Annotated in this window: 1 protein-coding gene; it reads right to left on the reverse strand. The window is 46.3% G+C overall.

What is annotated here, in order from left to right:
* Nucleotides 1–464: tetratricopeptide repeat protein (locus tag HC175_RS18340; protein WP_369074346.1), on the reverse strand; the 464-nt coding region annotated here is incomplete at both ends.

Raw genomic sequence — 464 nt, forward strand, 5'->3', positions numbered from 1 at the left:
TTCGAATGGCAAGCTCATCGAATTCCAGGCGCATGTGGGTTTTCTCCCTCCATACTCTTGCCTCATTGATGGTATTACTAAGTGGATATTTGTGAAGTACATAATTGAAAGCTTCTAAAGCAGGAACAAAACGCTGGTCATAATATCTCGCCTTTCCCAGCAAAAGATAGGCTTCATCTACTTGCGGATTCTTCTCGGAACCTTCTATCAACATGGAATGCCGTTGGATGGCCTTTACCGCTTTTTCTTCGGCTACTGCGAAATTCGGGTTCAGGTTTTCGCCCGGTGCCAGCACTTCCTCCCGCATCTCCATTCGCTCTACCGGCAATATGCCCCAGTAATTATCCAGGTAAGTCTCGTTTAACGCCTCAACTCCAAGGTCCAACGCGAGATTTCCGTTGTAGAGCGTGTTATATTCTGCAGTTACAGCATGCCAGTTGCGGTTAAGAAAGGTGTTCTTCTTT

The sequence above is a fragment of the Salinimicrobium oceani genome, assembly GCF_012037645.1.